Origin of the sequence: Saccharopolyspora rhizosphaerae, assembly GCF_003931915.1 — a bacterium.
Taxonomy (GTDB): Bacteria; Actinomycetota; Actinomycetes; order Mycobacteriales; family Pseudonocardiaceae; genus Saccharopolyspora; species Saccharopolyspora rhizosphaerae.
This window is the reverse complement of the sequence record NZ_RSAA01000011.1, coordinates 39,701-61,712: the sequence shown is the minus strand read 5'-3', so window position 1 is coordinate 61,712 and position 22,012 is coordinate 39,701. Positions and strand designations below refer to the sequence as shown.

The window sequence follows — 22,012 nt, the reverse complement described above, 5'->3', positions numbered from 1 at the left end:
GCATCCGCGTCACCGGCCGCGCCGAGTGCGGGCGACCGCCTCGGCCCGGTGGCGCCGGACGTCGTCGTTGAAGATGCGCGCCCGCTCGGCCAGGGCGTCGCGGATCAGCGGGTGTGCTGCGCTGACGTCGGTGGTCTCGCCGGGATCGTCCTCGAGGTCGAACAGCGCTTCGCGGCCCAGGTCCGGCCACACCGTCGCAGGCCAGAGCAGCTTCCACCGGTCCTGGCGCAGCGCGGCGACGTTCCACACCCACGCGGGATCGACCTCGCCGGTGGGCCCCTCCTCGAAGTCGCCGTAGAAGTACAGCGTGCGCCCGCGCGGCATCGGCTCACCGGCGAGCGCGGGCACGATGCTGATGCCGTCGACCGGGCGGTCCGGAGGCGGAGGCGCGGCACCGGCCAGGTCGACCAACGTGGGCAGCACGTCGACGAACGAGATCGGGTAGCGGTTCTCGGCCACCGGAACTCGGCCCGGCCAGCGGACCAGGAACGGCACCCGGACGCCGCCCTCGAACGGGTCGGTCTTGCGACCCCGCAGCCCCCCGGTGCTGCCCGCGAACCACGGCCCGTTGTCGCTGGTGAGGACCACCAGCGTCGACTCGGCCAACCGCAGCGCGCGCAACTCGTCGAGCACCCGGCCCACCTGCCGGTCGACCTCGCGGACGAGGTCGGGGTAGCTGCCGTCCACACCCCCGGTCTCCTCGGGCACGTGGAACGGTTGGTGCACGGCGCTGTGCGGGAGGTACGCGAAGAAGGGCCGGCGCAGCGCGGCGCTCTGGCGGATGAACGCGATCGCGGCGTCGGTGTGCTCGGCCGCCAGGCGCTCCTGGCCGCGCTCGGTGTTCACGTTCGCCACCGCCACGGCATCGCCCCGGTACAGCGGGAGCCGCTGTTCCTGGCCCCAGCCCTGGTCGTTGCTGTAGGGGATGCCGCAGAAGTGGTCGAAACCGTGCGCGGACGGCAGGAACCGGGGCTGGGCGTCCCAGGGGTTGCCGGTGAGCATCGGGTCACCGAGGTGCCACTTGCCGAAGATGCCGGTGCGGTAGCCGACCGACCGCAGCGCTTCGGCGACGGTGCGCTCGAACTCGGGCAGCCCGCGCGGCTCCTCCGGCCACAGCACCACCGGCAGTCCCACGCGTTGCGCGTAGCGCCCGGTGAGGAGCGCCGCGCGGGACGGTGTGCAGATCGGCGCTCCGGCGTACGCCTGCCGGAACGTCATGCCGTCCCGACCGATCTCGTCGATGCGCGGCGTGCGGGTCTGCGACCCGTACCAGCTCAGGTCCCCGAGGCCGAGGTCGTCGAGGACGATGAGCACGATGTGGGGGCGTGATCCCGAGAGCGCACCGGACATGTCAGCACTCCTTGACGCGGTCGCGCGAGATCTCCGATTCTTCCTGGCGCTCGGGTGTTCCCGTCGTGCTGCCACACGGACGGCGCAGGGAAGTCGATCGTCTGGCCCAACGTCGCGGGGGCTGTGCGAAGATGGAGTGCAGAACAGGACATCCGGACGCACTCCGCGGAGCGCTGCCCGACCCGAGGCACCCGCAGGAGCCGGACATGACCACCACCAGCTGGTCCGAGAACGGAACGACGACCACCGCCCGCTGGCGGTGCGAGCACTCCGCACCAGCACCGGGGACCGTCGTGGTCGTCGACGACCGCACCACCGCGAAAGCCGCCCACCGCACCGCGGAGTCCGGAGTGGCGATGCTGTGGCGCGGGAGCTTCTCCGGCGCCCGCCGCTCTCTGCAGGACCTGGACCGGCGGCTGCAGCGCCTCCGGCCCGCCCCGGAGGGCGATGCGGCCGAGCTCTTCCACGCCGAGCGCGCCGCGCGGGCGCGGCGGGCGGAAGTGCTCGGCGCGGTGCTCGTGGTGCTCGAAGCGGACCACTCGCTGGCGCTGCGCGGCGCTCCGGACGTGCGAGAGGCGTGCGCGCACGCCTACGGCCTGCCGACGGGTGAGGTCACCTGCGTGCCGCTGCGGGAACTGCTCGGCGTGATCAGCGCGCACCAGTGGCACCTCACGGGCGTGGACGTCCCGGCGCTCGGCGCCCGCATCCACCCGGACCACGGCGTGTTCTCGCCGGTTCGAGGCGAGTACGTGGACCTCGTCGCCGCGGCCCCGGTGCCGGTGGAACGCCCGGTCGCGTTCGACCTCGGCACCGGAACCGGCGTGCTGGCGGCGGTGCTGGCCCGGCGCGGTGCTCGGGTCGTCGCCACCGACATCAACCCGCGCGCGGTGGCCTGCGCGCGGGCGAACGTCGACCGCCTCGGGCTCGCCGACCGGGTGGTCGTGGAGCACGCGGACCTGTGGCCCGCCGGGCGCGCGGACCTGGTGGTGTGCAACCCGCCGTGGATCCCGGCGCGTCCCACCTCGGCGTTGGAACTCGGCGTGTACGACGAGGGTTCAGACGTGCTGCACCGGTTCCTCGGCGGTCTCGCCGAGCACCTCGAGCCGGGTGGTGAGGGCTGGCTGGTGCTCTCCGACCTCGCCGAACGGCTGGGCCTGCGGACCCGCGCCGAGCTGCTCGACCGCATCGCCGATGCCGGGCTGCGGGTGGAGGCCCGCTACGACACCGCTCCGCGCCACCCGCGCGCGTCGGACCCGACCGACCCGCTGCACTCGGCGCGGCGGGAGGAGGTCACCTCGCTGTGGCGGCTGACCGCAGGAAGTCCAGCAGGTGGCCGCTGACCGCGACGGGGTCCTCCAGGTGCAGGAAGTGCCCGGCATCCGGCAGCAAGGCCGCGCGCGAGGGCTCGCTGACCCGGGACGCCGCGACGGGGAAGAAGCCCGGGTCCAGCGCGCCGTCTCGACCTCCGTGCAGGTGCAGCAGCGGAGTCCGCGGTGCGGCGAGTGCGGTCCGGCTGCCCCGCGAGGCCAGCGCGCGGTAGTAGGAGACGACGGCCTCGGCGTGCGCCCGGTCGGGAACCGCACGCGCCAGGTGAGCGAGGTCGTCGGTGGCGTCGTAGCCCGGTGACCAGTCCCGCCACAGGCGCCGGACCAGCCGGTCGAAGTTCCGCTCCGCCAGCCCGGGTACCTGGTTGTAGGCGATGTACCAGGAGTGCCGCGGCTGCCGGACCACGGCCGGCAGCCAGCTGCGCCACGTCGCCGCCGTGGGTGTCATCCAGGCCAGCGGCGGAACGGCCAGCAGCGCGACCCGATCGAAGGGCGAGGCGGGGTCACCGGCGAGCGCCGAGGCGGTGATCGCGCCCCAGTCGTGCCCGATGAGCGCCGTGGAAGCGTCACCACCGAGCCGGTGGTGCAGCGCGATCGCATCGGCGGCCAGGGCGCTCACCGAGTAGTCACCGCCGACCGGGACCTCCGAGGGCGCGTAGCCGCGCAGGAACGGCGCTGCCACCCGGTAGCCGGCTTCGGCCAGCAGCGGAGCGACCGAGCGCCAGGTCCACGCGGTGTCCGGGAACCCGTGCAGCGCCAGCACGAGCTCGCCGTCCCGCGGCCCCCACTCGACCACTCCGGCCTCGTGCGTGGGCAGGGAGACGGTGTACTCGCGCATGCCCCGCGACGCTAGCCGCCGCAGGCGCGCGAGGACAGCGGCTGCGGCGGTTGATCGATCCGGCTCAGCGCCGTGCGGATCCAGGCGGGAGTCCTGAAGCTTTCTGCCGCGCGGTACCGGGCGCGGTGACACCCGGTGCTCGGGACTTTCTCCCCTGTGAGGACCGCGCCGGGTCGTGGAGTCTCGGTGTCGGTCGGGGGCGCGGTGCGCCCGGGATCTCGATCGCCCAGATCAGGGCGGATCCGGACGGAAAGGTGATCGGATGGCTGTCGCGCAGGTGGTCCAGGAGGACGTCCAGGTGCGGGAGACGGGTTGGTCGCCCGCGGAGATCGCGGAGCTCCGGGAGGCCGTCTCCCGCGCACCGTCGATCCACAACAGCCGTCCCTGGACCTTGACGCTGCACCGGCGCACAGCCGTGTTGCGCGAGAACCCGGAACCGTGGATGAACCACGATCCCGAGGGCCGCGACCGTCGGATCTCCTGCGGCGCGGCGCTGATGAACCTGGTGCTGGCGGTGCGGAGCCTGGGCTGGGGCGCGCAGGTGGAGGTCGGGGACAGCAGCGGGCTGGTCTCGGCAGCCGTCAACGCCCGGGGAGCGGCCGAGCCGAGCCCGCGCGAGCTGGCCTGGGCCTGGGCGGTCGCGCAACGCCGCAGCCACCGAGCGCCGTTCTCCCGCAGGCCCGTGAGCGAGCTGCTGCGCGAGAAGATCACCGACGCCGCCACGGGGGTGCGCTGCGGCTCGCGGTGGGTCGGTTCCGACGTCGAAGCGGTCGAGGTGGCGCGGATGTTGGGCCGTGCGGCGAGCGCGTTCCACGCCGACCCGGACTACACCCGCGAGCTGGCCGCCCACGTCAAGCCGGACGGCCGGCGGCTGCAGCGCGAGTCCGGTGACCTGCGCGGGCTGGCCGCGGTCGGGTTGACCGCGCTGACCACGCACCTGCCGGACGAGCACCACCTCGCGCAGCTCCTGCGCGACGAATCGGTGCTGCTGGTGGGAACGCGCGGGGACCGGCCGGCCGATCACGTGCGTGCCGGCCAGGCCGTCGAGCGCGCCTGGCTGGAAGCCACCCGCGCCGGGCTGTCGGTGTCGATGATGACCCAGCCGCTGCACCTGCCCGAGGTGCGCACCGGTCTGGCCGAGCGCCTGGGCACGTCGTTGATCCCCCAGGTCATCATGCGCTTCGGCTACCCGGCCGAGAGCTGAGGACTCCTGTGCGGGGGGCGGGTTCCCGCCCCTGCCGCTGCGACCCGGCTGCTGATCACCGGGGTTGTCGGGGCTCCTGGTGGTCGCAGTCGTTCGGGGGAGTGGTCGCAGCGGTGTCCCGCGTCCGGCGTTTCGGGGTGTCCGGGCGCGGGGTGCGGCGGCGATCGGGTTCCTGATCACGGGGGTGTCAGGAACCCGATCGCCGGCCGCGTGCTCCGCGGTGTCGCGGAGGGGCGATCGTTGGCCATTCCGCTGTTGCGCGCGTCGCCTCGTGCTCGAGGTCCGGGCGCGGGGCCGGACGAGCGCTGTCGCGCCTCCCGTGCGCGCGTTGCACCTCTTCCCAGCGTGGGCGGAGAAGTGGGAACGCTGATGCCGTGTTCCTGGGATGTTGCCCTCGGTGAACGGAGGTCATCGCGGGCACCCGTCGTGCCGTGCCAGAGGCTGTGCGCGCTGTGGCGGCGAGGGGTGCGAGCGGTCGCGCGGTGACGGTGACCTGCCCGTCCGCCGATCTGCGTCGATCCTGGATCTGGTGCTGCTGTTGGGAAAAACCGGAACTGGCGAGTAATCGTCACCTTCTTCCTCAGCCCACGACCGGTCGGCCACCGTGTGGATCACGACGTCCCGCGGGATGGACCGGTTCGTCCCCCGAGCTGAGGGCTGAGGTGCCTGCGTGAGTGCGAACGGAACCGATTCCGACCGTCCGGACGGGAACGCAGCCGCCTCCACCGAGCCGCTGAGGCGCGCGACCTGGGTTCCCGGTCCCGCCGAACTGTCCGATGTGGAACTGCTGCTGGACGGTGCCTTGTCACCGCTGCGCGGTTTCCTCGGCGCGGACGAGGTCGAGTCGGTGCGCACCCGCCACTGCCTCCTCTCCGGCGAGCCGTGGCCGGATCCGGTGACGCTCGCGGTCCCCGAGGAGGTCGCCGCGGCCGAGGAGGTCGAGCTCCACGACGCCGAAGGCGCCCCGGTCGCGGTCGTCCGCAACGAATCCCCCTGGGCGGACGAGACCGGGTGGCACGTCGCGGGTCCGGTCGTGGCGACCGGGGGGACGACCGGTGTGCTGCGCCGCCTGCGCCCGACGGCGCGCGAGGTGCGATCCCGGTTGCCGGCCGGTCCGGTGCTCGGCGTGCTGCCCGCATCGCCGCTGCACCACCGTGAACTCGCCCAGGTCCGCCAGCTGGCCGCCGAGCTCGACGCGCACGTGCTGCTCCTGCCGCGGATGACCGGCCCGCGCCCGGAAGTGCTGGTCCAGTCGGTGCTGGTCGCACGCCCCGAGCTGCCCGAGGGCACCACCACCGTCCCGGTCCCGCTGGTGCCCCGGACCGACCCGAAGCGCGACGCCCTGCTCGTCGCGCACGTGGCCGCCGCCTACGGCGCCACCCACCTGGTCGCGGACACACCCGTGGAGCAGGCACCGATCCCGGTGCTCGAACCCCCTGAGGTCGTCCGCGACCACGCCGACCGCTGGCGTCCCGCGGCCGCGGTCGCCCCGGACGAGACCCGTCCGGGCCTCAGCGACGAGCGGTTGCGCGAACTGCTCGACAAGGGCGAGGAACTTCCCGCCTGGTTCACCACCCCGGCCATCGCCGAGCAGCAGCGCCGGCTCCACCCGCCGCTCGCCGCCCAAGGGTTCACCGTCTTCTTCACCGGCCTGTCCGGAGCGGGCAAGTCCACGCTGGCCAGGGCGCTGCGCGAGGAGCTCAGCCGCCACGACCACCGCGCGGTGACGCTGCTCGACGGCGACGTGGTCCGCCGGAACCTGTGCGCGGGCCTGGGCTTCTCCGCCGAGGACCGCAGTCGCAACGTCCGCCGCATCGGCTACGTCGCCGCCGAGGTCACCCGGGCCGGGGGCGTGTCGGTCTGCGCGCCCATCGCCCCGTACCACGCCGATCGGGACGCGGTGCGCCGCATGGTGCGCGAGGCGGGCGGGTTCGTGCTGGTCCACGTGGCCACGCCGCTGCGCGAGTGCGAGCGCCGCGACCGCAAGGGCCTCTACCGAAGAGCCAGGTCGGGAGCGCTGCCCGAGTTCACCGGCGTCTCCGCTCCCTACGAGGTCCCCGAGGACGCGGACCTCGTCCTGGACACCGCCGAGCTGTCCCAGGACGAGGCGGTGGACCGCGTCGTGGCGTTGCTGCGCGAGCGGGGCTGGGTGCGGTCGTGGACCTCGGCGTAGCGGCGACCGGGCTGCTCACCGGCCTGATGGTGGGCGTGACGGGCATGGGCGGTGGGGCGCTGACGATGCCCCTGCTGACGCTGGTCTTCGGCGTGCCGCCGTTGGCCGCGGTGTCCTCGGACCTCGTCGCCGCCGCCGTGATGAAGCCCCTGGGTGCAGCGGTCCACCTGCGTCGCCGCACCGTGCAGCCCGATCTCGTCGGCTGGTTGTGCCTGGGCTCGCTGCCCTGCGCGGCGGCGGGGTCGCTGCTGGCCGGCTCGCTGGGCGAGCGGGCCGGGGCGGCGCTCAAGATCGCCGTGGGCTGCGCGGTGCTGCTGGCCGCCGCTACCCTGTTCGCCCGCCTGCTGCTCCACCCTCGACCCTCCACATCGGACGGAACGCGGGTGCGGCCGGTGCCGACCGTGCTGCTCGGTGCCGTCGCCGGGCTGGTGGTGGGTACGACTTCGGTGGGTTCCGGATCGCTGATCATCGTGGTACTGCTGCTGCTCAACCGAGGGCTGAGCTCGGCCCGGTTGGTCGGCACCGACCTCGTCCAGGCGGTACCGCTGGTGCTGGTCTCAGCCCTCGGCCACGCCTTCGCCGGTGACGTCCACATCGGACTCGTCGGGTCGTTGTTGTCGGGCTCGGTCCCGGGTGTGCTGGTGGGAGCGTTGGTCTCGTCGAAGGTCCCGGACCGCCCGGTCCGGCTGCTGCTCGGCGGGATGCTCGTGACCACCGGGCTGATGATGCTCGGCGCCGAGGTCGTGGCCGGGGTGTCGGCCGGGTTGCTGGTCGTCCTGCTCGGCGCCGTGGTTCCGCCGCTGCGCCACGCGATGTCGTCGCGGCGAGGGCCCGTCGCGGGTGAACACAGGGAGGTAGTGGGGTGAGCGTCGACGACCACGAGCTGGCCGCGAGGCTGGCGCGTCGAGCGGGGGAGTGCCTGGTCGAGCTGCGTGCGAAGTCCACTTCGGACGCCAAGGTCCTCGGTGACGAGGGTGATGCCGCGGCCCACCGGCTGCTCGTCGAAGCCCTCGCGCAGGAGCGCCCGGCCGACCCGGTGCTCTCCGAGCACGGCGTCGCCGGACCGGAACGTGTTGCAGGGGAACGCGTGTGGATCGTCGACCCGCTCGACGGCACCCGCGAGTTCACCGAACCCGGGCGCACCGACTGGGCCGTGCACGTCGCGCTGGCCGAACGCCACGAGATCACCGCCTCCGCGGTGGCGCTGCCCGCCCAGGGCGTCGTGCTCGGCACCGGCGCGCCGCCGACGCAACCCACGGCGGGCATCGCGCGCCCGCGCATCGCGGTGAGCCGCAGCAGGCCACCGGAGTTCGTCACCGCCCTCGCCGAGGAGCTCGGCGCCGAGCTGGTCCCGATGGGCTCGGCGGGCGCGAAGATCACCGCGGTCGTGCTCGGCGAGGTCGACGCCTACCTGCACGGTGGCGGCCAGTACGAGTGGGACAGCGCCGCCCCGGTCGGCATCGCCCAGGCCGCCGGACTGCACACCAGCCGCCTCGACGGCTCCGAACTCGTCTACGCCCGCCCCGACCCGTGGCTTCCCGACCTGCTGGTGTGCCGCCGGGAGCTGGCCGTGGACCTGCTCGCCGCCCTGTCCGACCGATCCGAGAGGAGTCGCTGATGCCCGCTGGACTTTCTCGTCTGGACGTCCTGGAGTCCGAGGCGGTCCACCTGATCCGCGAAGTGGTCGCCGAACTCGACCGGCCGGCGCTGCTGTTCTCCGGCGGCAAGGACTCCGCCGTGCTGCTCAAGCTGGCCGAGAAGGCCTTCGCCCCGGCGCCGGTCCCGTTCCCGGTGCTGCACGTCGACACCGGTCACAACTTCGAGGAGGTGCTGGACTTCCGCGACCGCCGCGCCGCGGCACTCGGCGTGCGGCTGGTGGTCGCCTCCGTGCAGGAGTCCATCGACGCCGGGCGCACCGTCGAACCCGAAGGCTCGGTCAGCCGGAACCGGTTGCAGACGGCCACGTTGCTGGAGGCCATCGCCGTGCACCGCTTCGACGCGCTGTTCGGCGGTGCCCGCCGCGACGAGGAACGCGCCCGCGCCAAGGAGCGCATGCTCTCCTTCCGCGACAGCTTCGGCCAGTGGGACCCGCGCAACCAGCGGCCCGAGCTGTGGAACCTCTACAACGGCCTGCTCCACCCCGGCGAGAACGTGCGCGCCTTCCCGCTGTCGAACTGGACGGAGCGCGACGTGTGGACCTACGTCGAGCGCGAGCACGTCGAACTGCCCTCGCTGTACTTCGCGCACAACCGCAAGGTCTTCGAGCGCGACGGGATGCTGCTGGCCGACAACCCGTTCCTGCCGCGCGATCCCGAGGAGCAGCTGGTCGAGCGGTCGGTGCGGTTCCGCACCGTCGGCGACATGACCTGCACGGGTGCCGTCCCGTCCAGGGCGACGACCGTGACCGAGGTGATCGCCGAGATCGCGGCGACGCGCATCTCCGAACGAGGCCAGACACGCGCCGACGACCGCACCAGCGCGGCGGCGATGGAGGACCGCAAGCGGGAGGGCTACTTCTGATGACCACCACCGAACCCGCCTTCGCCCCGGCCGACAGCCTGCTGCGCTTCGCCACCGCCGGTGCCGTCGACGACGGCAAGTCCACCCTCATCGGACGGCTGCTGCACGACTCGAAGTCGCTGCTGGCCGACCAGCTCGAACAGCTGGAGGTCGCCAGCAGGGAACGCGGCGACGAGGAGCTGGACCTGGCGATGCTCACCGACGGGCTGCGCGCCGAGCGCGAGCAGGGCATCACCATCGACGTGGCGCACCGCTACTTCGAAACCGCCAGGCGAGCCTTCATCATCGCCGACACCCCGGGTCACGCCCAGTACACCCGCAACATGGTCACCGGCGCCTCCACCGCCGACCTGGCGATCGTGCTGGTCGACGCCCGCAACGGGCTGACCGAGCAGAGTCGCAGGCACGCCGTGCTCGCCGGCTTGCTGCGGGTGCCGCAGGTGGTGCTCGCGGTGAACAAGATGGACCTGGTCGACTTCGACGAGGACGTGTTCCGCACCATCACCGCGGACTTCGCCGAGTTCACCGCGAAGCTGGAGCTGCAGGAGATCACGGCGATCCCGATCGCCGCGCTGCGCGGCGACAACGTCGTGGACCGCTCGGCGGCGACGCCCTGGTACGACGGCCCGTCGCTGCTCGAGCACCTGGAGACCGTGGAGGTCGCCGAGGAGGCCGGCCGGTTCCGCATGCCGGTGCAGCTCGCGCTCCGCGCCCAGGAGCAGGACTACCGCGGTTGCGCGGGCCAGATCGCCGGCGGCTCCGTCGCCGCGGGTGACGAGGTGCTGCACCTGCCGTCCGGGATGCGCAGCCGCGTCGTCGCGGTCGACACCGCCGACGGCGAGCTGGAGCGCGGCCGAGCCCCGCAGTCGGTGGCGCTGCGGCTGGCCGAGGACATCGACGTCGGCCGCGGCGACCTGCTCTGCGCGGCCGAGCACCCTCCGGTCGCGGCCGAGGAGCTGACCGCCGCGGTGTGCTGGATGTCGCCGAAGACCCCGCTCACCCGGGGTGCTCGCCTGCTGCTCAAGCACACCACCCGGGTGGTCAAGGCCGTCGTGACCGAGGTGGGCGAACGCCTCGACGTCACCACCTTGGAACGCAGCCCCGCGAATTCGTTGCAGCTCAACGACATCGGCGAGGTCACCCTGCGGCTCGCGCAGCCGGTGTTTTGCGACTCCTACGCGGACAACCGGTTCACCGGAGGCGCCGTGCTCATCGACGAAGCCGGCCACGCGACCGTCGGCGCGGTCCTGATCTCCGACGCGCGTTGAAGAACCCTGAACGCCACGACCGAGGAGTGGGCAATGATCGAGATCATCGGGGCCGGGTTCGGCCGCACAGGAACCGCGTCGATGAAGGCGGCGCTGGAGCACCTCGGCTTCGCGCCGTGCTACCACATGTTCGAGGTCATCGCGCAGCCCGAACGCGCGCAGCACTGGGAACGGGCCGTGTACGGGAAGGTCGAGGACTGGGAGAGCGTGCTCGGCGGCTACCAGTCCACCGTGGACTGGCCAGGCTGCACGTTCTGGCGCGAGCTCGCGGACTTCTACCCGGACGCGAAGGTGCTGCTCACCGTCCGCGACCCGGAGCGTTGGTACGACAGCGTTTTCAACACGATCTACCAGTTCGTCAAGGAACCCCCGGCCGACGACGAGTTCAGCAGGACGCTGCGCCCGACCGTGGAGCGGATGATCTGGAACGGCACCTTCGACGGCCGCTTCGAGGACCGCGAGCACGCCATCAAGGTCTTCGAAGCGCACAACGCCGCTGTGCGGGAGGCCGTCCCGGCCGACCGGCTGCTGGTCTACCAGGTCGGTGAGGGCTGGGACCGGCTGTGCGAGTTCCTCGACGTCCCGGTGCCCGAGGACGCGTTCCCGCACGTCAACGACTCCGCCTCGATCCGGGACCTCGTCGAGCAGACGCAACGCGAGGGCAAGTTCCCCTCCCCGTTCGAGTCCTGACCGCCGCTCATCGCTTCCGAGGAGATCCATGTCCCCCGTTGAGCCAGGCCGCAGATCGGTGCTGCGGATGCTCGCCGCAGCACCCCTGGTCCCCGCAGCGCTGTCGGGCGCAGCGTCGTCGAGCGCAGCGTCGTCAGGCACAGCGAAGGCGGCGCCCCGCGTCGGCGCGCTGGGCGCCGACCTGGTCAGCCGCCCGGACCTGCACCCGCCGCTGATGGAGATCATCACCCCCGCGTCGGGCACCGAACGCGGGCACGTGCTGCTCACCCCCACCGGTGCCCACACCATGGACCCGAGCGCTGCGGCGCCGCGCGGTCCGATCCAGCCGGGCGCGATGCTCATGGACGACACCGGCCAAGCGGTCTGGTTCGGCCCGGCTGCCGAGGGGGTGAACTTCGACCTGAAGGTCCAGCAGTACCAGGGGAAACCGGTGCTGACCTGCTGGGAGGGGAAGGTCGTCGTGCCGCCGGGGTTCGGCCACGGCACGTTCGTCGTCCTCGACGAGACCTACACCCGGATCGCCGAGGTCGCCCCGGTCAACGGCCTGACCGGTGACCTGCACGAGTTCATCATCACCCCGCAGGACACCGCCCTGGTCCTGGCCTACCGCGAGGTGCGGGTGGACACCACGCCCGTGGGCGGGCAGCCGAACTCCAAGGTCCTCGAGGGCGTGGTGCAGGAGATCGACATCGCCTCGGGCGAGCTGCTCTTCGAGTGGAACAGCTTGCAGCACATCGGCTTGGACGAGTCGTTCTACCCGGTGCCCACCGATCCGGAGGAGTTCCACGACTACATCCACCTCAACGCGATCTGCGAGGACGGCGACGCGCTGCTGATCTCGGCACGCTGCACGCACGCCATCTACCGCATCGACCGCACGACCGGGGAGGTGACGTGGCGGCTGTGCGGGCGCACGAGCGATTTCGAGATGGGCGAGGACGCGGCTTTCGCCTGGCAGCACGACGTCCGCAGGCACGAGGACGGTACGATCAGCCTGTTCGACAACGCCGATGCGGCCGGTCGTGGCAAGTCGCGTGGGATGACGCTCGAGGTCGACGAGGCCGCGGGGGCCGCCACGCTGCTGCGCAGCGCGGAGAGCCCGGAGGGGCTGCTGGCTCCGAACCAGGGCAACGCCCAGGTGCTGCCCCACGGCCACATGTTCGTGGGCTGGGGCGGCGAGCCGTACTTCACCGAGTTCGGTCCGGACGACGAGGTGCTGTTCCACGGCCGCTTCGCCGAGCAGATGGGTTCCTACCGCGCCCACCGAGCCGAGTGGGTCGGCAAGCCCACCGAGCCCCCGGCGGTCGCCGGCAAGCCCGGTGACGGTGTGACCAGCGTCTACGCCAGCTGGAACGGCGCCACCGAAGTCGCCACCTGGCGAGTCTTCGCCGGCCCGGACGAGGGGAACCTGGCGCCGGTCACCGACGCCCCCAAGACGGGCTTCGAGACCAGGCTGGACGTCGACGGCACCCACCCCGTCGTCGCCGTCGAGGCCCTCGACACCACCGGCGCCGTCCTCGGCAGGTCCCCGGCGGTGGGGGTCTCCTGACCTGCGGACGGGAAGTTCCAGGTGGAACCTCCGACCCCCACGTGCGGTCGTCGCGACGACGTGCTGCTCCGGTTCTCGCAGCGTGCACGGCGGTTCCAGCTGAGGAAGGGATGGGCTCGGGACTCCGGAGGTGTAGCTCGCTCCAGGGGCGGGAAGTTCCAGTGGGGACTTCCCGCCCCTGGTCGCTGACCAGGGGCGCGTCTGCAGGAGGTTAGGATGCTTTGAGTGGCTAAGGGAGTGTTGTTCGGAACCGAGGGCGCCGAGGACGAGGAGCGGGAGATCCGTCGCCGGTGCCGCCGGACGCTCGGGGTCACCACGCTCGGTTTGATGTTGGTGCTGGTCAACGCCACGTCGTTGAACCTGGCGCTGCCCGCGCTGTCGGGGTCCTTCGACGTTCCGCCTGCGACCGCCGACTGGTTCCTCGTCGCGTTCATGCTGAGCAACACCGCGTCGATCCTGGTGTTCAGCCGCATCTCCGACATGCTGGGCAGGCGGAAGATCTACCTCGGCGGGCTCGCCTGCTTCACCGTCATCAGCCTGCTGTGCGCGTTCGCCCCCAACGCGTCGGTGCTCATCGTGCTGCGGGTGCTGCAGGGCGTCGCGGCGGCCACCACCGTCACGAACACCACCGCGATCCTCACCGACGTCTTCCCGCCCGACCGCCTCGTGCACGGCCTGAGCCTCAACATCACCGCGGCGTCGATCGCGCAGATGATCGGGCCCGCGCTGGGCGGGCTGCTGGTGACCTTCGCCGACTGGCACGCCCTGTTCCTGGTCAACGTGCCGATCGGGGTCGTGGCCGTCGTCCTCGGGTCGCGTTTGCTGCCGAAGCTCCCGCGGGAGCGCGGACGACGGGAGCGCTTCGACGTCGCGGGCGCGGCGCTGTCGAGCTCGGGACTGGCGGTGCTGCTGTTCGGCATCAACCGCATCGGTCCGTGGGGCGCGGCCGACCCCCGGGTGTTCGCCTCGATCGCGCTGGGTGTGGCGCTGCTGGTGGTGTTCGTGCTGGTCGAGCGGCGGATCTCGGCACCGCTGCTGGACCTGCAGCTGGTGCGCAGGCCCGGACGCGGCCAGGCCTACGGGGCCGCGTTCTTCAACTCCTTCTGCCGCGCGGGCGTCGTCGTCCTGGTCGGACTGCACCAGCAGATGGTCGAGCACCGCACGGCCCTGGAAGCCGGGTTCATCGTGATGCCGCTGGCGCTGCTGATGATGCTCGCCGCGCCGCTGAGCGGCCGGTTGTCGCTGCGCTGGTCCGCGCGAACGCTGTCCAGCCTCGGTGCGCTGCTGGTCGTCGTCGGCATCGTCGGACTGGCCGGTCAGCTGGCCGTTCCGCAGGCTCCGCTGGTGCTCATGGCCTTGTGCCTGGCGCTCATCGGCGCGGGCACCGGCCTGTTCACCGCCCCGAACACGGGCTCCATCATGGCCGGGGTGAGCCGGGACCGGCGGGCGGTGGCCAACGGTATCCGGTCGATGCTGTTCAACAGCGCGCAGGCCGCCGGAACCGCCGTGGCGCTGCTGATCCTCACCAGCTGGCTGGGCTCGTCCGGTGTTGCGTCCTACGCGGCGAACGCCGACGATCCCGCCGTGCGGCTGGGCTTCGCGGTGGCCGCGCTCGCGATGGGCCTCGCCGCGTTCGCCGGTCTGGTGCTGTCGTTGGCGCGCGGTGGCCCGTGGCGGGCCCGCTGAGAGGACGGAGATCGCTTGTTCACCATCACCGTTCGCGACCACGTGATGGTCGCCCACAGCTTCCGGGGTGAGGTCTTCGGACCCGCACAACGACTGCACGGCGCGACGTTCGTCGTCGACGCGACGTTCACGCGGGCGGAGCTCGACGCCGACAACATCGTCGTCGACATCGGACGCGCCACCGAGCAGCTCGGCGACGTGCTGGCCGGGCTCAACTACCGCAACCTCGACGAGGAACCGGAGTTCGCCGGGGTGAACACCTCGACGGAGTTCCTCGCGAAGGTCATCGCCGACCGCCTCGCCGAGCGGGTCCACGCCGGTGCCCTGGGTGAGAACGCGCGCGGCCTGGCGGGTCTGCAGGTCGCGCTGCACGAGTCGCACGTGGCGTGGGCGAGTTACGAGCGCGCGCTGTGAGAGTCCACTTCGTCCTGCCCGAGGACGACCAGCCCAGCGGCGGCAACCTCTACGACCGGCGCGCCGTCGCAGGTCTGGTGGCGCTCGGGCTCGACGTGCGGGAGACCGCGCTCGCCGGGCCCTGGCCGCAGCCCGACGAGCGAGCGCGGGGGCGGCTGGACGACGCGCTCGCCGCGACACCCGACGGGTCGGCGGTGCTGCTCGACGGGCTCGTGGCCTGCGGAGTCCCGGAGGTCGTGGAGGCCCACGCGCACCGGCTGCGCACGGCGGTCCTGCTGCACCTGCCGCTGGCGGCCGAAACCGGCTTGAGCCCGGAGACCGCCGCGCGGCTCGACGCCGCCGAGCGGCGAACCCTGCGCGCGGCCGAGCTCGTCCTCGCCACCAGCCCGGAAGCGGCGCGGGTGCTCGACCACCCCCGCGTGCGCACCGCGGTCCCGGGGACCGACCCCGCGCCGGTCGCGCACGGCACCGACGGGAAGTCGCGCCTGCTCTGCGTCGCCTCGCTGACGCCGCGCAAAGGCCAGGACCTGCTGCTCCGCGCCCTCGACGACCTGCCGTTGAGCTGCGACCTCGTCGGCCCGGAGCGCGATTCCGAGCACGCGCGTCAGCTGCGCGCGCACGGCTTGGGCGAGCGGATCCGAGTGCGCGGCGCGATGACGCCCCCGGAACTCGACGACGTCTACGCCACCGCGGACCTGCTCGTGCAACCCTCCCGCGCCGAGACCTACGGGATGGCCGTCACCGAAGCGCTGGCGCGCGGGATCCCGGTGATCGCCAGCGCCGTTCCCGACGCGCTCGGCGACGGCGGCCTCCTGCTACCACCCGGCGACCTCGACGCGCTCACCGACGCCCTGCGGCGCTGGTCCACCGACCCGGGCTTCCGGGAGGAGCTGCGCGCGTCCGCGCTGCACCGCCGGACGCAACTGCCGACCTGGGAGGCGACCGCGCAGCAGCTGGCCTCGGCGCTGACTAGCCTGGACGCATGACCGCCGCCGGTTTCGCCCCGGAGTGGCTGGCGCTCCGCGAACCCGCCGACGCCGACGCGCGTGCGGCGGACCTGCTGGGACCGCTGCGCGCGGTGCTCCCCGACACCCGCCTGGTCGTCCTCGACCTCGGGTGCGGCACCGGGTCGATGCGGCGGTGGCTGAGCGCCCGGCTCGACCAGCCGCAGCACTGGATCCTGCAGGACCGCGACCCTCAGCTGCTCGAACTCGCCGCGAGCACAGGGGAGGGGAGCGTCGAACTCCGCGACGGCGAACTCGCCGCGCTGCGCCGCGAAGACCTCGCGGGCGTCTCGTTGGTCACCGCGTCCGCGCTGCTCGACGTGCTCACCGCCGACGAGGTCGACGGGCTCGTGACCGCGTGCGTCGAAGCGGGCTGCCCGGCCCTGCTCACCCTCACCGTCACCGGACGCGTCGAACTCGACCCACCAGGGCCGTGGGACGAGCGGTTCGAAGCGGCGTTCAACCAGCACCAGCGCCGCCACCTGCTCGGTCCCGGCGCCGTGCCGTTCACCCTCGACGCCTTCCGGCGGCGGGGTGCGCGCGTGCTGACCCGGCCCAGTCCCTGGCGGCTCGACCCCGGCCCGCTGGCCGCGGAATGGCTGCGCGGCTGGGTCGGCGCCGCCTGCGAGCAGGTGCCGGACCTGACCGCGTCAGCACCCGACTACCTGCGGCGGGCCGACGACCTGCGCGTCGTGGTCCACCACGCCGACGTCCTCGCGATCCCGGGGCCTCCACCGTGAGCCTGTGGCCCTGGCTGCGGGCGCTCGCGGCGGCCGGCATCCTCGCGGTGCTGGCGTGGCGGCTGGGGACCGACGCCTTCGTCGACGGGCTGCGCGCCATCGGGCCCGGCACCGTGCTCGCCGCGCTGGGCATCGGGCTGGTCACCACCGGGTGCAGCGCTTGGCGGTGGTGCGTCATCGCGCGCGGACTGAGCCTGCGGCTCCCGCTGCGGACCGCCGTGGCCGACTACTACCGGGCGTTGCTGCTCAACGCCGTGCTGCCCGCCGGGGTGCTCGGTGACGTGCACCGAGCGGTCAGCCACGGGCACCGCGCCGGCGACCTCGGAGGTGGTGTGCGCGCTGTCGTGCTCGAACGCTGCGCCGGGCAGCTCGCGTTGCTCACCGCGGGCGCGATCGTGCTGCTCACCGGGCCCGCACCGCCCTTGCCGGTGGGGCCGGGCCTGCTCGCAGCGGCCGTGGTCGCGGGACTGTGCTTGCTCGTCCCGCGGGTGCGCCGGGCGGTGGCGAGGTTGTGGCGGGACGCGCGGCTCCTGCTCACCCGCCGCGCGCTGCCCCCGGTCGCGGTGTCGTCGCTGGCGACGGTCACCGGACACCTGGGGCTGTTCCTGGTCGCCGCGCGGGTGTCCGGCGTCGGCGCACCGACGACCGCCCTGCTGCCGCTGCTCGTGCTGGCCCTGCTGGTGATGGCGCTGCCGGTCAACCTCGGCGGTTTCGGCCCGCGCGAGGCGTTCCTGGTGATCGCCTTCGCCGCCACCGGGCTCGACCCGGCGCAGGGGCTGGCGACCTCGGTGGCCTACGGCGTGCTGAGCCTCGTCGCCGCGCTCCCGGGCGTGCCCGTGCTGATCAGCCGTGCGGCGGGGACGGGTGGACGATCCGGTGGCACAGCCCCGGGAGTTCCCCGGACAGCAACTCCGGCAGGTCGGCGAACCGGCTCTCCCCGCTGATCAGGGCGTCGAAGACGGGGTCGGACAACAGCTGCAGCGCCAGCGACATCCGCTCGGCGAACGAGCGGTGCGGGTGCGCGACCGCGCCGACCTGGCTGCCGCGCACCGTCAGCCGCCGGGAGTGGAAGAACTCGCCCAGCGGCAGACTCACCTGCCGGTCCCCGTACCAGCTCAGCTCGACGACCCGCCCTTCGGTGGCGAGCAGTTCCAGCGAGCGCACCAACCCCTGCTCGTTCCCGCTGGCGTGCACGACGAGGTCGCACTCGCCGGCGGCGTCCTCGGGCGCGGCGAAGTCGACGCCGAGGGCGTGTGCGGTCGGCTCGCGTGCCGGGTCCACGTCCACCAGCTGCACCCGGACGCCGGGGAAGCGGGCCAGCAGCGCGGCCGCGCTGCACCCGACCATGCCGCCGCCGACGACCGCGATCCGGTCACCGATCAGCGGCGCGGCGTCCCACAGCGCGTTGACCGCGGTCTCCACCGTCCCGGCCAGCACGGCCCGCGCTGGAGGAACCTCGTCGGGCACGACCGTGACCGCGGAGGCCGGGACCACGTAGCGGGTCTGGTGCGGGTACAGGCAGAACACCACGCGGCCTTCGAGCTCGGCGGGACCGCGTTCCACCACGCCGACGTTGAGGTAGCCGTACTTGACCGGCCAGGGGAAGTCGCCCTCCTGGAACGGTGCCCGCATCCGCTCGTGCTGGGAGGCGGGGATCCGCCCGTGCAGCACGAGACCCTCGGTTCCCCGGCTGATCGCCGAGCACAGGGTCCGCACCTCCACCTGGTCCGGCGACGGCTCGCCCGGCGCGGCGCGCCGGATCTCGCCCCTGCCCTCCGCGGTGATCCACAATGCCTGCGCGTCGTCTGCCATCGGCGTCGCGGCGAGCGGCCCGCAGCTCGGCTGCGGCGACGTCGGCGCAGCGTTGCGTGGGTTCCGGTGCGCCGCACTCGCCTCCCTCCCTCCAGTCGTTATACCAGTGGTTCGTGTATAATGACCACGCTCAGGGGTGGCTGCGGAGAGTCCGGACGCGCTCCCCACCGCCCCCGTCCGAGCACCGGCTTCCCGGTGCCTCCGGCGAACACACACGGGGTTGCCGATGATCCACCTCCAGCGCGACGCAGCGGAACACCTGGCGTGGGCGGTCGTCCAGCTCCTCGCCCTGTGCGTGGTCGCCGCGACGGTCGGTCTGGCGCTGCTCGGCTGGGGTGTCGGGATCGCCTGCGTGGTCGCCACGCACGTGCTGGTGCGCCGGGCGATGCGGCGGCACGCGGCACCCGCGCTGGGCCCGGCCGACCGGATCACGCTCGTCCGCGCCTCGCTGACCGCCGTGCTGGCCGCCCTGGTGGTCGGCGGAGCGGAACCGGGGATCGTCGTCGTGCTCGGAACCCTGGCCCTGCTCAGCGACTTCCTCGACGGGCAGGTCGCTCGTCGGACCGGGACGGTGTCGGTGTTCGGGGCGCGGCTGGACATGGAGGTCGACGCGTTCCTGATCCTCGTCCTGAGCGCCCACGTGGCAACGGCTTGCGGCGCGTGGGTGCTGGCGATCGGGGCGATGCGCTACGCGTTCGTGGTGGCGTCGTGGTGGTGGCCGCGGCTGCGAGGGGATGTGCCGCCGAGCTTCGCGCGCAAGACCGTCGCCGCGTTGCAGGGGATCGTGCTCGTCACCGCGGCCTCGGGGGTCGTGCCGCACGCCGGGGTGCTGGTCCTGCTGGCACTGCTCGCGCTGGTGTGGTCGTTCGGGCGAGACCTGCTGTGGCTCAGCAGTTCTCGGACGTGACCTTCGGGAAGTAGTGCAGCACGGCGACATCGCCGATCCTGGTGACGTCCTCCAGGTGGAAGCGGCGTTCCGGCCCGCCGGGGAAGTGCGCCGGGTGCACGAAACGCGGTGCTCCGGCTTGCCCGACGAGCATCGGCGCGATCGCCATCCGCAGTTCGTCGGCCAGGCCCGCGCGGAGGAACTCGGTGTGGACGCAGGTCCCGCCCTCGACCATGAGCCGCTTCACGCCGCGGGAGCCGAGGTCGTCGAGCAGGTCGCCGAACTCGACGTCCTCGCCCAGCGGAGCGATCTCCGCCAGGTCCCCGACCGCGGTGGCCGCCGCGCCCGCGTCGGTGGTGTAGACGAGCTTGTCCCCGCCGTGCTGCCACAACCGGAGCTCCGGGTCGAGGTCGCCGCTGCCCGAAACCACCACCTTCAACGGGTGTTCCGGCAGACCGCGGGCGACGCGGTCGGCGCATCGCTGGGCGCTGCGCACCAGCAGGCGCGGGTTGTCCCGGCGCACCGTGCCCGCGCCGAGCAGGATCGCGTCGGAGTCCGCGCGCACCTGGTCGACGTGGTCGAAGTCCGCGGCGTTGGACAGCGAGAAACGCCCAGCGCTCACGTCGTCGATGCAGCCGTCCGCGCTGACGGCGACGCTGAGCAGAACGTACGGGCGCGACACATCCGACACCGTAACCCGTGATCGTCCGCGATGACTCCCCGTGCGGATTCAACAAACTGTTGACAAATGCAGTGACGGCGGCCACTATTCTGTGGAACGGAAACAGAAGTCCGCGATGTGGAAATAGGAGGGCTGCGATGAGTCACGCACTGCCCTACGAGGTCAACTGCTCGATCTTGCTCACCGAGCTGCCGCTGCTGGAGCGGCCGGCCGCGGCGAAGGCCGCCGGGTTCGAGGCCGTCGAGTTCTGGTGGCCGTTCGACACGGCGGTGCCCGCGCAGCGCGACGTCGACGCCTTCGTGCGCGCCGTCGAGGACGCCGGAGTGCGGCTGGCCGGGCTGAACTTCTTCGCGGGCGACATGCCCGGAGGCGACCGCGGGCTGGTGTCCTGGCCGGCGCGCAGCCAGGAGTTCCGCGACAACGTCGACGTCACGGTCGAGATCGGCGAGCGCCTGGGCTGCACCGCGTTCAACGCCCTCTACGGCAACCGCGTCGACGGTGTCTCCGCCCAGGAGCAGGACGAGCTCGCGGTGGAGAACCTCGCGCTCGCCGCGAAGTCCGCCGCCCGCATCGGGGGCACGGTGCTGGTCGAGCCGGTCAGCGGACCTCAGCCGTACCCGTTGCGCACGGCCGCCGACGCGCTGGCGGTCCTCGACCGGGTGCGGGAGAGCGCCGGGGCGACCAACCTCGGTCTGCTCGCCGACCTCTACCACCTCGCGGTCAACGGTGACGACGTCGACGAGGTGATCGCCGAGCACGTCGGCCGCATCGCGCACGTGCAGATCGCCGACCACCCCGGCCGCGGCGCACCCGGCACCGGCGAGCTGCCGTTGCAGCAGCAGCTCGCCGCGCTCGAACGCGGCGGCTACCGGGGCTGGGTCGGTCTGGAGCACAAGGCCGACGGCCCAGGGGGCCCCTTCGACTGGCTGCCGCGCGACCGGCGCGGCTGAAGCACGAGAACTCCGAGGAGGAAGTGAGCACATGAGCTCCATCGCGTTCATCGGCCTGGGCGTCATGGGCAGCCCCATGGCCGTGCACCTCGCCGGTGCCGGGCACGACGTGACCGGCTACAACCCCAGCCCGCACAAGTGCGGCCCGCTCGTGGACGCCGGCGGTAGCGCGGCGACCTCGATCGCCGACGCCGTCGCGGGCGCCGAGATCATCTGCGTGATGGTCCCCGACAGCCCCGACGTGCAGCAGGTGCTCGCCGGGGAGGGCGGGGTCTTCGCTCACGCCAAGCCGAACGCCCTGGTCATCGACTTCTCCACCATCCGGCCCGACGTCACCATCGAGCTCGCCCGCGAGGCCGCGGAGAAGGGGTTCCGGCTGCTCGACGCCCCGGTCTCCGGCGGCGAAGCAGGGGCGAAGAGCGCGGCACTGTCCATCATGGTCGGTGGCTCCGCGGAGGACTTCGCCGCCGCCGGTGAAGTCTTCGAGCACGTCGGCAAGACCGTCGTGCACGTGGGACCCAGCGGGGCGGGGCAGACCGTGAAGGCCGCCAACCAGCTGGTCGTCGCCGCCAACATCCAGGCGCTCTCGGAAGCGCTGGTGCTCGTCGAGTCCTACGGCGTCGACGCCGGAGCCGCGCTGGAGGTCCTCGGCGGCGGGCTCGCCGGGTCCGCGGTGCTGGAGCAGAAGCGGGCGAACATGCTGCAGCGCAGCTTCGACCCGGGCTTCCGCATCGACCTGCACCACAAGGACATGGGCATCGTCACCGCCGCCGCCCGCGAATCCGGCGTCGTCGTGCCGGTCGGGTCGCTGCTCGCGCAGCTGATGGCCGCGGCGCGCGCCCAGGGCGACGGCGGGCTCGACCACTCCGCGCTGCTGCGCGGCGTCGAACGACTCTCCGGCCGCAGCGACACCTGACCCCC

Annotated in this window: 20 protein-coding genes and 1 pseudogene; 17 read left to right on the top strand and 4 right to left on the bottom strand. The window is 72.8% G+C overall.

Annotation, left to right across the window (positions count from 1 at the left end; genetic code table 11):
* Positions 1-9: 9 nt before the first annotated feature.
* Entirely contained in the window at positions 10-1,350 is a 1,341-nt protein-coding gene (locus tag EIL87_RS12745) for a sulfatase-like hydrolase/transferase (RefSeq protein ID WP_125090567.1), read from the bottom strand.
* A 206-nt stretch (positions 1,351-1,556) separates the two neighbouring features.
* Here EIL87_RS12745 and EIL87_RS12740 point away from each other — a divergent pair, with 206 nt between their 5' ends.
* A complete protein-coding gene (locus EIL87_RS12740) occupies positions 1,557-2,690 on the top strand; it encodes a methyltransferase (RefSeq protein ID WP_125090565.1) in 1,134 nt (377 codons plus the stop codon).
* Here the strand turns inward: EIL87_RS12740 and EIL87_RS12735 are convergent.
* Positions 2,641-3,513 (bottom strand): alpha/beta fold hydrolase, encoded by an 873-nt coding sequence (locus tag EIL87_RS12735; protein WP_125090563.1) that lies wholly within the window; start codon positions 3,511-3,513, stop codon positions 2,641-2,643. The genes EIL87_RS12740 and EIL87_RS12735 overlap by 50 nt on opposite strands.
* A 262-nt stretch (positions 3,514-3,775) precedes the next feature.
* On the opposite strand from EIL87_RS12735, the gene EIL87_RS12730 reads away from it, so the two are divergent.
* The 13 genes from EIL87_RS12730 (at position 3,776) to EIL87_RS12670 (ending at position 17,705) form a co-directional block, all read left to right on the top strand.
* Entirely contained in the window at positions 3,776-4,717 is a 942-nt protein-coding gene (locus EIL87_RS12730) for a nitroreductase family protein (RefSeq protein ID WP_125090561.1), read from the top strand.
* A 670-nt stretch (positions 4,718-5,387) separates the two neighbouring features.
* Positions 5,388-6,890: an adenylyl-sulfate kinase gene (gene cysC / locus EIL87_RS12725; RefSeq protein ID WP_233576211.1), complete on the top strand. Its 1,503-nt coding sequence runs from the start codon at positions 5,388-5,390 to the stop codon at positions 6,888-6,890.
* Positions 6,875-7,756: a sulfite exporter TauE/SafE family protein gene (locus tag EIL87_RS12720; RefSeq protein ID WP_125090560.1), complete on the top strand. Its 882-nt coding sequence runs from the start codon at positions 6,875-6,877 to the stop codon at positions 7,754-7,756. The genes cysC and EIL87_RS12720 overlap by 16 nt, the downstream gene beginning before the upstream one ends.
* The gene (locus EIL87_RS12715; protein WP_125090558.1) at positions 7,753-8,508 is read left to right on the top strand and encodes a 3'(2'),5'-bisphosphate nucleotidase CysQ; all 756 of its coding nucleotides are present in this window, start codon (positions 7,753-7,755) and stop codon (positions 8,506-8,508) included. The genes EIL87_RS12720 and EIL87_RS12715 overlap by 4 nt, the downstream gene beginning before the upstream one ends.
* Complete coding sequence (gene cysD / locus EIL87_RS12710) at positions 8,508-9,410, top strand: sulfate adenylyltransferase subunit CysD (RefSeq protein ID WP_125090556.1); 903 nt, start codon at positions 8,508-8,510, stop codon at positions 9,408-9,410. Before EIL87_RS12715 ends, cysD begins: the two co-directional genes overlap by 1 nt.
* Positions 9,410-10,678: a sulfate adenylyltransferase subunit 1 gene (locus EIL87_RS12705; RefSeq protein WP_125090554.1), complete on the top strand. Its 1,269-nt coding sequence runs from the start codon at positions 9,410-9,412 to the stop codon at positions 10,676-10,678. Before cysD ends, EIL87_RS12705 begins: the two co-directional genes overlap by 1 nt.
* A 33-nt stretch (positions 10,679-10,711) precedes the next feature.
* Positions 10,712-11,368, top strand: a complete 657-nt coding sequence (locus EIL87_RS12700; RefSeq protein WP_125090553.1) for a sulfotransferase family protein — start codon at positions 10,712-10,714, stop codon at positions 11,366-11,368.
* A gap of 28 nt (positions 11,369-11,396) precedes the next feature.
* Positions 11,397-12,917, top strand: coding sequence for an arylsulfotransferase family protein (locus tag EIL87_RS12695; protein ID WP_233576210.1), 1,521 nt, complete (start codon positions 11,397-11,399; stop codon positions 12,915-12,917).
* Between the two features lie 225 nt (positions 12,918-13,142).
* Positions 13,143-14,603, top strand: coding sequence for an MFS transporter (locus tag EIL87_RS12690; RefSeq protein WP_125090551.1), 1,461 nt, complete (start codon positions 13,143-13,145; stop codon positions 14,601-14,603).
* Positions 14,604-14,618: 15 nt separating this feature from the next.
* A complete protein-coding gene (locus EIL87_RS12685) occupies positions 14,619-15,017 on the top strand; it encodes a 6-pyruvoyl trahydropterin synthase family protein (protein ID WP_125090549.1) in 399 nt (132 codons plus the stop codon).
* A complete protein-coding gene (locus EIL87_RS12680) occupies positions 15,014-16,003 on the top strand; it encodes a glycosyltransferase family 4 protein (protein ID WP_125090547.1) in 990 nt (329 codons plus the stop codon). The genes EIL87_RS12685 and EIL87_RS12680 overlap by 4 nt, the downstream gene beginning before the upstream one ends.
* Positions 16,000-16,761 carry a class I SAM-dependent methyltransferase gene (locus EIL87_RS12675; protein WP_125090544.1) on the top strand — a complete coding sequence of 254 codons (762 nt, stop codon included), beginning with the start codon at positions 16,000-16,002 and terminating at the stop codon, positions 16,759-16,761. The genes EIL87_RS12680 and EIL87_RS12675 overlap by 4 nt, the downstream gene beginning before the upstream one ends.
* On the top strand, positions 16,758-17,705 hold the full coding sequence (locus tag EIL87_RS12670; protein ID WP_199740397.1) for a lysylphosphatidylglycerol synthase transmembrane domain-containing protein: 948 nt from the start codon (positions 16,758-16,760) through the stop codon (positions 17,703-17,705). Before EIL87_RS12675 ends, EIL87_RS12670 begins: the two co-directional genes overlap by 4 nt.
* Here the strand turns inward: EIL87_RS12670 and EIL87_RS12665 are convergent.
* Positions 17,605-18,573 (bottom strand): zinc-dependent alcohol dehydrogenase, encoded by a 969-nt coding sequence (locus tag EIL87_RS12665; protein WP_125090542.1) that lies wholly within the window; start codon positions 18,571-18,573, stop codon positions 17,605-17,607. The genes EIL87_RS12670 and EIL87_RS12665 overlap by 101 nt on opposite strands.
* 226 nt (positions 18,574-18,799) lie before the next feature.
* Here EIL87_RS12665 and EIL87_RS12660 point away from each other — a divergent pair, with 226 nt between their 5' ends.
* Entirely contained in the window at positions 18,800-19,480 is a 681-nt protein-coding gene (locus EIL87_RS12660) for a CDP-alcohol phosphatidyltransferase family protein (RefSeq protein ID WP_125090540.1), read from the top strand.
* On the opposite strand, the gene EIL87_RS12655 is transcribed toward EIL87_RS12660, so the two are convergent.
* Positions 19,461-20,141 (bottom strand): RibD family protein, encoded by a 681-nt coding sequence (locus tag EIL87_RS12655; protein WP_125090538.1) that lies wholly within the window; start codon positions 20,139-20,141, stop codon positions 19,461-19,463. The genes EIL87_RS12660 and EIL87_RS12655 overlap by 20 nt on opposite strands.
* A 137-nt stretch (positions 20,142-20,278) precedes the next feature.
* Here EIL87_RS12655 and EIL87_RS12650 point away from each other — a divergent pair, with 137 nt between their 5' ends.
* Both EIL87_RS12650 and EIL87_RS12645 read left to right on the top strand, forming a co-directional pair.
* Positions 20,279-21,091, top strand: coding sequence for a hydroxypyruvate isomerase family protein (locus tag EIL87_RS12650; RefSeq protein ID WP_125090536.1), 813 nt, complete (start codon positions 20,279-20,281; stop codon positions 21,089-21,091).
* A gap of 16 nt (positions 21,092-21,107) precedes the next feature.
* A pseudogene (locus EIL87_RS12645) lies at positions 21,108-22,007 on the top strand (2-hydroxy-3-oxopropionate reductase); the annotation flags it as partial.
* Between the last annotated feature and the right edge of the window lie 5 nt (positions 22,008-22,012).

What these genes read in the sequence shown, in the direction of transcription:
- EIL87_RS12745 (WP_125090567.1), bottom strand. Translation starts at nt 1,350, where the DNA reads ATGTCCGGTGCGCTCTCGGGATCACGCCCCCACATCGTGCTCATCGTC.
- EIL87_RS12740 (WP_125090565.1), top strand. Translation starts at nt 1,557, where the DNA reads ATGACCACCACCAGCTGGTCCGAGAACGGAACGACGACCACCGCCCGC.
- EIL87_RS12735 (WP_125090563.1), bottom strand. Translation starts at nt 3,513, where the DNA reads ATGCGCGAGTACACCGTCTCCCTGCCCACGCACGAGGCCGGAGTGGTC.
- EIL87_RS12730 (WP_125090561.1), top strand. Translation starts at nt 3,776, where the DNA reads ATGGCTGTCGCGCAGGTGGTCCAGGAGGACGTCCAGGTGCGGGAGACG.
- cysD (WP_125090556.1), top strand. Translation starts at nt 8,508, where the DNA reads ATGCCCGCTGGACTTTCTCGTCTGGACGTCCTGGAGTCCGAGGCGGTC.
- EIL87_RS12705 (WP_125090554.1), top strand. Translation starts at nt 9,410, where the DNA reads ATGACCACCACCGAACCCGCCTTCGCCCCGGCCGACAGCCTGCTGCGC.
- EIL87_RS12700 (WP_125090553.1), top strand. Translation starts at nt 10,712, where the DNA reads ATGATCGAGATCATCGGGGCCGGGTTCGGCCGCACAGGAACCGCGTCG.
- EIL87_RS12695 (WP_233576210.1), top strand. Translation starts at nt 11,397, where the DNA reads ATGTCCCCCGTTGAGCCAGGCCGCAGATCGGTGCTGCGGATGCTCGCC.
- EIL87_RS12675 (WP_125090544.1), top strand. Translation starts at nt 16,000, where the DNA reads ATGACCGCCGCCGGTTTCGCCCCGGAGTGGCTGGCGCTCCGCGAACCC.
- EIL87_RS12665 (WP_125090542.1), bottom strand. Translation starts at nt 18,573, where the DNA reads ATGGCAGACGACGCGCAGGCATTGTGGATCACCGCGGAGGGCAGGGGC.
- EIL87_RS12660 (WP_125090540.1), top strand. Translation starts at nt 18,800, where the DNA reads ATGATCCACCTCCAGCGCGACGCAGCGGAACACCTGGCGTGGGCGGTC.
- EIL87_RS12650 (WP_125090536.1), top strand. Translation starts at nt 20,279, where the DNA reads ATGAGTCACGCACTGCCCTACGAGGTCAACTGCTCGATCTTGCTCACC.